8 protein-coding genes and 2 tRNA genes are annotated in these 10419 nt (G+C 68.9%); 4 read left to right on the top strand and 6 right to left on the bottom strand.

The window, feature by feature from the left end; genetic code table 11:
• Positions 1–118 precede the first annotated feature (118 nt).
• The 5 genes from clpX to ACFVYL_RS10390 form a co-directional block, all read right to left on the bottom strand.
• Positions 119–1405, bottom strand: a complete 1287-nt coding sequence (gene clpX / locus ACFVYL_RS10410; RefSeq protein ID WP_389714384.1) for an ATP-dependent Clp protease ATP-binding subunit ClpX — start codon at positions 1403–1405, stop codon at positions 119–121.
• A gap of 167 nt (positions 1406–1572) precedes the next feature.
• The gene (locus ACFVYL_RS10405; protein WP_389714382.1) at positions 1573–2268 is read right to left on the bottom strand and encodes an ATP-dependent Clp protease proteolytic subunit; all 696 of its coding nucleotides are present in this window, start codon (positions 2266–2268) and stop codon (positions 1573–1575) included.
• Positions 2269–2330: 62 nt separating this feature from the next.
• The gene (locus tag ACFVYL_RS10400) at positions 2331–2936 is read right to left on the bottom strand and encodes an ATP-dependent Clp protease proteolytic subunit (protein WP_389714693.1); all 606 of its coding nucleotides are present in this window, start codon (positions 2934–2936) and stop codon (positions 2331–2333) included.
• A gap of 416 nt (positions 2937–3352) precedes the next feature.
• Positions 3353–4738 carry a trigger factor gene (gene tig / locus ACFVYL_RS10395; protein ID WP_389714381.1) on the bottom strand — a complete coding sequence of 462 codons (1386 nt, stop codon included), beginning with the start codon at positions 4736–4738 and terminating at the stop codon, positions 3353–3355.
• A 126-nt stretch (positions 4739–4864) separates the two neighbouring features.
• A tRNA-Pro gene (locus ACFVYL_RS10390) sits at positions 4865–4941 on the bottom strand.
• Positions 4942–5083: 142 nt separating this feature from the next.
• Here ACFVYL_RS10390 and ACFVYL_RS10385 point away from each other — a divergent pair.
• The 3 genes from ACFVYL_RS10385 (at position 5084) to ACFVYL_RS10375 (ending at position 8226) form a co-directional block, all read left to right on the top strand.
• Positions 5084–5154 (top strand) — tRNA-Gly (locus tag ACFVYL_RS10385).
• A 359-nt stretch (positions 5155–5513) separates the two neighbouring features.
• Complete coding sequence (locus ACFVYL_RS10380) at positions 5514–6902, top strand: family 2B encapsulin nanocompartment shell protein (RefSeq protein WP_389714380.1); 1389 nt, start codon at positions 5514–5516, stop codon at positions 6900–6902.
• Positions 6889–8226 (top strand): SufS family cysteine desulfurase, encoded by a 1338-nt coding sequence (locus ACFVYL_RS10375; protein ID WP_389714378.1) that lies wholly within the window; start codon positions 6889–6891, stop codon positions 8224–8226. The genes ACFVYL_RS10380 and ACFVYL_RS10375 overlap by 14 nt, the downstream gene beginning before the upstream one ends.
• 114 nt (positions 8227–8340) lie before the next feature.
• Here ACFVYL_RS10375 and ACFVYL_RS10370 read toward each other — a convergent pair whose 3' ends face one another.
• Positions 8341–8535 (bottom strand): hypothetical protein, encoded by a 195-nt coding sequence (locus ACFVYL_RS10370; RefSeq protein ID WP_389714377.1) that lies wholly within the window; start codon positions 8533–8535, stop codon positions 8341–8343.
• A 619-nt stretch (positions 8536–9154) separates the two neighbouring features.
• On the opposite strand from ACFVYL_RS10370, the gene ACFVYL_RS10365 reads away from it, so the two are divergent.
• The gene (locus ACFVYL_RS10365; RefSeq protein ID WP_389714376.1) at positions 9155–10366 is read left to right on the top strand and encodes an acyltransferase family protein; all 1212 of its coding nucleotides are present in this window, start codon (positions 9155–9157) and stop codon (positions 10364–10366) included.
• Positions 10367–10419 lie beyond the last annotated feature (53 nt).

Raw genomic sequence — 10419 nt, 5'->3', positions numbered from 1 at the left:
TCATTGTCCGCTGGTTTTCGGCCCTCCCCTCCCCCCTGGGCGGTGCGCCCGCGGGGGGGGCCCCCCCGCCCCCCGGGGGGGCCCCCCCCCTCCGTCGTACCGCGCAACCGGCCTGCGGCTACGCGGACTTCTGCTCACCGGCGCCCGGACCGCGCGCGTCGCGCGGCACCAGCGTCGGGTTCACGTTCGAGCGGACGACGTCCGCCGTGATGACGACGCGGGCCACGTCCTTGCGGGACGGCACCTCGTACATCACCGACTGCAGGACCTCTTCCATGATGGCGCGGAGCCCCCGGGCGCCGGTCTGCCGCAGGATCGCCTGGTCCGCGATGGCCTCGAGGGACTCACGCTCGAAGTCCAGCTCCACGCCGTCGAGTTCGAACAGGCGCTGGTACTGCTTCACGAGCGCGTTGCGCGGCTCGACGAGGATCTGCAGCAGGGCCTCGCGGTCGAGGTTGTGGACCGAGGTGATCACGGGGAGGCGGCCGATGAACTCGGGGATCATCCCGAACTTCACCAGGTCCTCCGGCATGATGTCCTCGAACTGGTCCTTCTCCTCCATCTCGCGCTTGGAGCGGATGGTGGCGCCGAAGCCGATGCCCTTCGCGCCCGCCCGCGACTCGATGATCTTCTCGAGACCGGAGAAGGCTCCGCCCACGATGAAGAGCACGTTCGTCGTGTCGATCTGGATGAATTCCTGGTGCGGGTGCTTGCGGCCGCCCTGCGGCGGAACGGAGGCCGTGGTGCCCTCCAGGATCTTCAGCAGAGCCTGCTGAACACCCTCGCCGCTGACATCGCGGGTGATCGAGGGGTTCTCGCTCTTGCGAGCCACCTTGTCGATCTCGTCGATGTAGATGATCCCGGTCTCGGCCTTCTTGACGTCGTAGTCAGCCGCCTGGATCAGCTTGAGCAGGATGTTCTCGACGTCCTCGCCGACATAGCCCGCCTCCGTCAGAGCCGTCGCGTCCGCGATGGCGAACGGGACGTTCAGCATGCGCGCGAGCGTCTGCGCGAGGAGCGTCTTGCCGGATCCCGTCGGGCCGAGCAGCAGGATGTTGGACTTCGCGAGTTCGATCGCGTCGTCACGGCCCTGTGCGCCGCCGTTCTCTCCGGCCTGGACCCGCTTGTAGTGGTTGTACACCGCTACCGAGAGGGCCTTCTTCGCGGGCTCCTGGCCCACGACATAGCCCTCAAGGAATTCGTAGATCTCGCGAGGCTTGGGCAGTTCCTCCCAGCGCACCTCGCTCGTCTCCGCGAGCTCTTCCTCGATGATCTCATTACAGAGGTCGATGCACTCATCGCAGATGTACACACCGGGGCCTGCGATGAGCTTCTTGACCTGCTTCTGACTCTTTCCGCAGAACGAGCACTTGAGCAGATCGCCGCCGTCACCGATGCGTGCCACGAGGTGCTTCCCCTTCGCCTGGGAGACGCCACGTTCAGCGGCTCCTGGTGCCTCATATCCGACGGTACCCTGCCGGGCCCCCCGTTCGGGCCCCCCTTGGCACGGTTCACTTCGACGCGAGTCGTACGCGAACCATGCCAAGGAGCGGCAGATGCTACAGCTCTGCGTCAGGCAACCGCGGAATTGTTCATCTTCCGGGTGGAGATGATCTGGTCGACCAAGCCGTAGGCGAGCGCGTCCTCGGCCGTGAGGATCTTGTCGCGCTCGATGTCGTCGCGGATCTTCTCGATCGGCGTCGTGGAGTGCTTGGCCAGCATCTCCTCCAGCTGCGCACGCATCCGGAGGATTTCGTTGGCGGCGATCTCCAGGTCGGAGACCTGGCCGCGGCCGGTCTCGCTGTAGGGCTGGTGGATCAGCACGCGCGCGTTCGGCAGGGCCATCCGCTTGCCCGGCGTACCGGCCGCGAGGAGCACGGCGGCGGCGGAGGCGGCCTGGCCCATGCAGACGGTCTGCACGTCGGGCTTCACGAACTGCATCGTGTCGTAGATGGCCGTGAGGGCCGTGAACGAGCCGCCCGGGCTGTTGATGTAGATCGAGATGTCGCGGTCGGGGTCCATCGACTCCAGGCACAGGAGCTGCGCCATGACGTCGTTGGCGGACGCGTCGTCGATCTGCACGCCGAGGAAGATCACGCGCTCCTCGAAGAGCTTCGCGTACGGGTCGTACTCACGCACGCCCTGCGAGGTGCGCTCGACGAAGCGCGGGATCACGTAACGGGACTCGGCGCTGGCGCCGGTGAACTCGGCCTGGCCGCTCTCGGCCTGCGCGTGCCCGAAGAGGCCGCTGCCGGGGAAGTTGTTCATCTCTGGTTTCTCCTGAGAAGGGAGGGGCTTGGGTGCTGGCTTCGGGGCGCTGAGCACGGGGCTCAGGCTCCGGTGCCGCCCCCGCCCGGCATACCGGCGGCGCTGGACATGATGTCGTCGATGAGGCCGTACTCCTTGGCCTCCTGCGGGTCGAACCAGCGGTCGCGGTCCGAGTCGCGCGTGACCTGCTCGACGGACTGACCGGTGTGGTGCGCCGTGAGCTCGGCCATCTTCTTCTTGGTGAGAAGCAGCCGCTCGGCGTGGATCTTGATGTCCGACGCGGAGCCCGCGAGACCTGCGGAGGGCTGGTGGATCAGGATCTCGGCGTTCGGCAGGGCGAAGCGCTTGCCGGGCGTGCCGGCGCTGAGCAGGAACTGGCCCATGGAGGCCGCCATGCCCATCGCGATCGTCACCACGTCGTTCTTGATGTACTGCATGGTGTCGTAGATCGCCATGCCGGCCGTGATCGAGCCGCCGGGGCTGTTGATGTAGAGGAAGATGTCCTTGTCCGGCTCCGCGGCAAGGAGCAGCAGCTGTGCGGTGATCTTGTTGGCAATGTCGTCGTCCACGGCCTGGCCGAGGAAAATGATCCGCTCGCCGAGCAGCCGGTTGTAGACCTGGTCGCCGAGGCCACCACCGATGGAGGGGTCGCCGGCGGCGGAGGGCATCAGATTCGTCACGTATCCACCTGCTCGTCTTACGACGGCGCCGGGCCGTCTCACGTCTTCTTGGGACCTGGGACCCCGCGTGCTCGCCGCTCCGGGGCGGCTTCGGGGACTCCCCTGCCCTCGTATTCATGGACCCTAACGCGCGGGGTCCCTCCGGGAATCCCGGAGAACCAACTGTTCGCTGTGAGCGCAGGTTCTGGCGGGGGCGCCTTGACCAGTGCCGGTCGTGCCCCGTAAGGGGCGCGGGGAACTGCGCGAGCAACCTCCACAAGCCGCACCCGCCATGGGTCTCGCCGCGGCAGACGCGCCTGCGGCCCCGTGGGGGCTGATCGCGCAGTTCCCCGCGCCCCCAAAGACACCGGGCCCCCGGGACCGAGAAGTCCTGGGGGCCCGGAGTTCGAGCGTCAGAGCGAGGCTCAGGCCTCGGTCTTCTCCTCGGAGGCGTCGGAGGTCGCCTCGGTCTGCTCACCCTCGGCGGCAGCCGTCTCGTCCTCGTCGTCGAGGTCGACGACCTCGCCGTTCGTGTCCTTGACCGTGGACGCCTCGACGACGACCGCGAGGGCCTTGCCGCGGGCGACCTCGCCGACCAGCATCGGGACCTGGCCGCCTTCGACGACGGCCTGGGCGAACTGGTCGGGGGACATGCCGGAGGACTGCGCGCGACGCATGAGGTGCTCGGTGAGCTCCTCCTGGTTCACGTTCAGCTTCTCCTTGTTGACGAGCTCGTCGAGGACGAACTGCGTCTTGATGCCCTTCTCGGCCTGCTCCTTGGTCTCGGCGTCGAACTCTTCCTCGGTCTTGCCCTGGATCTCCAGGTACTTCGCGAGGTCGAGGCCCATCTGGCCGAGCTGGTGGTTCACCAGGTTGTGCTTGCGGGTCTGGATCTCGTCCGCGAGGAGCTTCTCGGGGACGGGGACCTCGACCAGCTCGAGCAGCTTCTCCAGGACGCGCTCCTGGGCCTGCGTCGCCTGGTCGTACTGCTTCATGTTCTCGAGGCGCTTGCGGCTGTCGGCCTTCAGCTCGTCGAGGGTGTCGAACTCCGACGCGAGCTGCGCGAAGTCGTCGTCCAGGGACGGCAGTTCACGGGCGGCGACCTGGGTGACCTTGACGGTGACCTCGGACTCCTTGCCCGCGGCGGAGCCGCCCTTGAGCTCGGAGGTGAAGGTGGCCTCGCCACCGGCCTCCAGGCCCTTCACGGCGTCGTCGATGCCCTCGAGGAGCTCGCCGGAGCCGATCGTGTAGGAGACGCCGGACGCGACGCCGTCCTCCAGGACCTCGCCGTCGACCTTCGCCTCGAGGTCGATCGTCACGACGTCGCCGTCCTCGGCGGCACGCCCGACGGGGGACGTGGAGGCGAAGCGCTCGCGCAGCTCCTCGACGGCCTTGTCGACGTCCTCGTCGCTGACCTCGACCGCGTCGACCTCGACCTCGATGCCGGAGTAGTCCGGGATCTCGATCGCGGGACGGATGTCGACCTCAGCGGTGAAGTTGAGGGTCTCGTTGTCCTTCAGCTCGGTGATGTCCACCTCGGGCTGGCCCAGGACGTTGAGCTCGGCCTCGTTCACGGCCTCGGTGTAGAACTTCGGGAGCGCGTCGTTGACGGCCTCTTCGAGGACGGCACCGCGGCCGAAACGCTGGTCGATGACGCGGGCCGGGATCTTGCCCTTGCGGAAGCCCTTCACCGTGACCTGCTGGTTGATCTTCTTGTAGGCCGCGTCGAGGCTGTCCTTGAGCTCCTCGAAGGGCACCTCAACAGTGAGCCGAACCCGGGTCGGGTTCAGGGTCTCCACGGCGCTCTTCACGGTTCGGTCTCCTTGGGGCTGACTTCTTGGGATTGAGCCCGGCTCAGAGACACACGGGCACACAGCTTGCATAGTAACGGCAAGCGGGAGCCGAGCCACAATGTGATCTTGCGAGGGATATCTCGCTGGTCGGGGTGGCGGGATTTGAACCCACGGCCTTCCGCTCCCAAAGCGGACGCGCTACCAAGCTGCGCCACACCCCGTCGGTGCGACACGTAGGGTACATGCCCGCAGGCAGTGCGGCCCCCGGTTAAACGGGGGCGGCGAGGGGGGCGTGCGGCAAAGGCCCACGACCCGCTACGATGCTGTGCGTGCCGCGGCTTCCCCGTCGCTGGCGCGAACTGTGCGGGCGTAGCTCAATGGTAGAGCCCTAGTCTTCCAAACTAGCTACGCGGGTTCGATTCCCGTCGCCCGCTCTCGCGAGAAACCCCAGGCCGGATGCGGTCTGGGGTTTTCTGCGTTCCGGACGCCCGCGGGACCGGCACGGAGCACCGGAGGGCGCGGGTCCGTGAGAGGTCTTCGCGCCCCGCCCCATAACGGCTTCTTTGAGGGGCGCCAAGCCCGCCCTCAGGGACGTATCGCGCCGGATATGCGCCTTTCCGAGAGCCCGCGTCCGGGTCCGTGACGACGGCCGCGCCGCTCAGCGGGCCGGGCCTCCGCGCCGACCGCCCGTTTCCGGCCCGTCGGCCCCAACCATGACAAATGCACCCCTTGTGGCCCGGGGATCACCCCCGGACGATCGGTCCGACTTTCCCCCTACCCGCAGGAGAATCCGATGACCGATCGCCTGTCCCTCGGACCGGATGCCGCACGGCAGCTCGCGACCGCGACCAAGACCGTCCCGCAGATGCGGGGCATCACGCCCCGGTACCTGCTGCGGGCGCTGCCCTGGGTCGACGTGGACTCCGGCGTCTACCGCGTCAACCGCCGCCGCACCTACGTGCTCGGCGACGACCGCATCTCCACGTACGACGAGGACGGCACCGCCCGCGTGGTGCCCGGCGACTTACGCGAGGTGCCGTACCTGCGCGAGGCGGACGACGCCACCGTCGCCGAGCTCGCCGACGCCTTCACGGAGGTGACCTTCGAGCCGGGTCAGGTGCTCGCCCAGGAAGGGGACCCCGCCGACCGGCTGTGGGTCATCGTGCAGGGGCGGGCCGAGAAGCGGGTCACCGGGCGGTACGGCGAGGACGCGCTGCTCGACGTGGTCGGCGACGGGCAGTTCTTCGACCTCGCCGCGTGGACGGCCGAGGAGCCGCTGCCGTACCGCGTGCAGGCCCTCACCCGCGGCACCGCGCTCTGCGCCGACCGCTCGGCCCTCACCGCCGTCGCCGAGCGCGACGAGGGGACGCGTACGGCGATGGAGGCCTACGTCGCCGACGACGGATCGCTGCCGGGCGGCGAGGTGCCGGTGGATCTGGCCTCGGGGCACGTGGGCGAGCCCGACCTGCCCGGGACCTTCGTCGACTACGAGGACGCGCCCCGCGAGTACCACATGACGCTCGCCCAGACCGTGCTGCGCGTGCACACCCGCGTCGCCGACCTCTACAACGGCCCCATCGACCAGACCCGGGCACAGGCCAACCTGACCATCGCGGCGCTGCGGGAGCGGCAGGAGGCCTCGCTCCTGAACCACCCGGAGTTCGGCCTCTTCAACAGCGTCTCCGCCGGGCAGCGCGTGCAGGCCCGTACCGGGGCGCCCACCCCCGACGACCTGGACGAGCTTCTCGCGAAGGTGTGGAAGCAGCCCGGCTACTTCCTCGCGCACCCCAAGGCGATAGCCGCGTTCGGGCGGGAATGTACGCGGCGGGGTGTGCCCCCGGTGACGGACAGCCGGTTCGGCAGTCCGCTGCTGACCTGGCGCGGGGTGCCGCTGCTGCCGTCCGACAAGGTGCGGTTCAGCAACGGCGCGGGCGCCCACGCGGGCACCACGGAGATCCTCCTGATGCGGACGGGCGAGGCCGAGCAGGGCGTGGTCGGGCTGCGGCCTGCCGAGGTCCCCGACGAGGTCGAGCCCGGTCTGTCCATGCGGAACATGGGAGTCGACAACAAGGGCATCACGTCCCACCTGATGACGGCGTACTTCAACACGGCGGTGCTTGTGGAGGACGCCATCGCCGTCCTCCAGAACGTCGAGGTGGGCACGTACCATGACTATTCGTAATCTTTTGAGCCCGGTGGCCCCGCCCGCGGCCGCGCCGCCGACCGCTACCCCTCCGGTCGCCGAGCCCGCCGCCGCTCCCCAGGTCGTGCAGCCCGCCACCGCACCCGGCGACTTCTCCGCCGAGGCGGTGCGCCAGGACTTCCCGATCCTGCACCGCACGGTCAACGGCCACCCGCTGGTCTGGCTCGACAACGCCGCCACCACCCAGAAGCCGCGCCAGGTCATCGAGGCCCTCACGGCGTACTACAGCACCGCCAACTCCAACATCCACCGCGGCGCCCACACCATGGCCCGCGAGGCGACGGAGCTGTACGAGGGCGGGCGGGCCGCCGTGGCCTCGTTCCTGGGGGCCGAGTCGCCGGAGACCGTCGCGTTCACGCGCGGCACCACCGAGGCGATCAACCTGGTCGCCCAGACCTGGGGGCGGGCCAACCTCGGCCCCGGCGACGACATCCTCGTACCCGTCCTGGAGCACCACTCCGACATCGTCCCCTGGCAGCTGATCGCCAAGGAGACGCGGGCCAGGGTGGTCCCCGTACCGCTGGACGCCGACGGGCAGATCGACCAGGCGGCCTTCGCCGATCTGCTGTCCTACCGGACCCGGCTGGTCGCGATCAGCCACGCGTCGAACGTGCTCGGGACCGTACCGCCGGTCAAGGAGATGACCGCGCTCGCCCACCGCTACGACGCCAGGGTGCTCGTGGACGGTGCCCAGGCTGTCGCGCATCTGCCGGTCGACGTGCAGGACCTGGGCGCGGACTTCTACGCCTTCTCCGGGCACAAGCTGTTCGCGCCCACGGGCATCGGCGCCCTGTACGCGAAGCCGGAGGTCATGGCGGCCCTGAAGCCGTGGCAGGGCGGCGGCAACATGATCGAGTCCGTCTCCTTCGACCGGACGGCGTTCGCTGCCGCGCCGCACCTCCTGGAGGCGGGCACCGGGCACATCTCCGGGGTGGTCGGCCTCCTTGCGGCGCTGAACTGGCTGACCGGCTTCGACCGGGACGCCGTCGCGCGGTACGAGAACGCGCTCATGGCGTACGCGCACCAGGCCATGGCCACCGTGCCGGGGCTCTCCCTGCTGGGCGCGGCGCCCGACCGCATCGCGGTGCTGACCTTCACGCTCGCGGGCCAGGACCCGGCCACGGTCGCCGACTGGCTCGACCGCGACGGCATCGCCGTCCGCGCGGGCCATCACTGCGCGCAGCCCGCCCTCGCGCACTACGGCCTGGAGTCGGCGGCCCGTGCCTCGCTGTCGCTCTACAACACGTCGGAGGAGGTGGACCGGCTGGTGGCCTCGTTGCGGGGGCTGCAGGAAGCGTCCTGAAAAAGGCTCTGCCGGTGCCGGGATGCCCCGGGGCGCGAACCGGGCCGTCCCGGGACGCGGACCGGGGCGGAACCGGCGTCGGCCGCCTCCGCGCGCGCGTCTTCCCGAAAGGCCTCAGAAACTGATCGAGTTGATGGTCTCCGCCAGCTGGTTCAGGAAGCGGTTTATGGAAGGCGCCATGCCGGTCGAGGCGAGGAAGAAGCCGAAGAGCACCGCGGCGATCGCGGGACCCGTCTTGAGCGACCCCCCGCGGATCAGCACCACAAGGATGATCGCCAACAGCAGCACGACTGACAGCGAAATGGCCACACTGATCACACCCTAGGTCGGTCGCTCTCCCGGCCCGGGGGGTACGGCCCCGCACACCCCCGCCAGGGACCATCGTGCCACCAACCGGCCCCCTGTATGCGGCCGGTGACACATCGTCGGCCAAGGCTTCCCGGATCACGGTGCGCGGCGTCGCCCCGCGGGCGCCTCAACGGCGCACCGCCGCACAGCAATTCGAGGACCTGCGGGCATCGGGAATTCAACGTGACCGTTGCCGGCACCACACAGGACGTTCGCAGGAAATTCGAATTGTCGCCAGAGGCACACCCCAGGGGCGTAACTTCACCGAACTCCCCCGGCAATCGGACATTTCACCAGAGTCCCCCGCGGGCGTTATGCACCATTTAAACCGGATGAGTTGCGACGTAACGGACAGAACGCAGCCGCATCTCGCTGCCAACTCGGCCGATTCCCGGGTGCCCGGTACCCATTAAGCGGGATTCGCCTCCGCGATTGACAGAGACGGAGATGACGAAAGCAACGGGGTTTTACGAAATCGACGCCGCGGCACTAGGGTGCCTCAGATGTTCCACGCTGCCACCACCCCCGCAGGCGCAGTGCGGTCCCGGGTCGTCTCACCGAGCTCTTGGTGGGAGGGCCTGTGACCAACTCGGTGCACCCGCACGGACGCCACCGGGCGCCGCTCCCCCCGGCCCAGGTACCGGTGGACGGAGTCCCGGCTCCTCGCGCCCATCATCCGACCCCGCAGGCCGCCGCGGCTCCCCCCACCCCGAGCGGCCAGAGCACCACCCAGAGCGGATCGAAGCCCGCCAAGCAGCGCGACGCGTTCTTCGACAACGCCAAGTACCTGGCGATCGTCCTCGTGGCGATGGCTCACGCATGGGAACCCCTGACGGATCACAGCCGCGCCGCCGAGGCGCTGTACATGACCGTCTACACCTTCCACATGCCCGCGTTCATCCTGATCTCCGGCTACTTCTCGCGCAGCTTCGACATGCGGGCCGACCGCCTCAAGCGGCTGGTCACCGGCGTCGCCGTGCCGTACGTCATCTTCGAGGTCGCGTACTCCCTCTTCAAGCGCTGGGCGGACGACGACCCGGGCCACCCGATCAGTCTGCTCGACCCCTGGTACCTCACCTGGTTCCTGGTGGCGCTCTTCGTGTGGCGGCTCACCGTGCCGCTGTGGAAGATCGTGCGCTGGCCGGTGCCGCTCGCCCTGGCCATCGCCATGCTCGCCGTGATCTCACCCGACATCGGCGACGACCTCGACCTGCAGCGCGTCCTGCAGTTCATGCCGTTCTTCGTGCTCGGTCTCTTCATGAAGCCCGAGTACTTCCAGCTGGTGCGCCGCCGTGAGGTGCGGATCCTGTCGGTGCCGGTCTTCGCGAGCGCGCTCCTCCTCGCGTACTGGGCCGCGCCCCGGATGACCTCCGTGTGGTTCTACCGCCGGGACAGCGCCCAGGAGTTGGGCGTCCCGTGGTGGGTCGGCATCGTGATGACGCTGGCGCTCTTCGGCTGCTCCGTGGTCCTCACCGCGTGCTTCTTCGCGTGGGTGCCGCGCCGCACGATGTGGTTCACGGTCCTCGGCGCCGGCACGCTGTACGGCTACCTGCTGCACGGCTTCCTCGCCAAGGGCTCCCGTTTCTGGGGCTGGTTCGACACCTACGACTGGCTGCACCAGCCGGCCGGCGAGATCTTCGTGTCGGTGGTCGCCGCGAGCGTGGTGACCCTCCTGTGCACGCCTCCCGTACAGCGGATGTTCCGTTTCGCGATGGAGCCCAAGATGGAGTGGGCCTTCAAGCGGGACGCGGCGGCGCTGGCCCGGGAGCGGACCTGGACCAAGGCGACGTAGCGCCCCCGCGCCACGGACCCGGCAAAGGCGCGCCCGGCGGTGTACTTCACCGC

Source organism: Streptomyces sp. NPDC058308 (genome assembly GCF_042880275.1).
GTDB lineage: Bacteria > Actinomycetota > Actinomycetes > Streptomycetales > Streptomycetaceae > Streptomyces.
The sequence above is the reverse complement of the archived record's forward strand: the minus strand, read 5'-3'. Positions and strand labels throughout refer to the sequence as shown.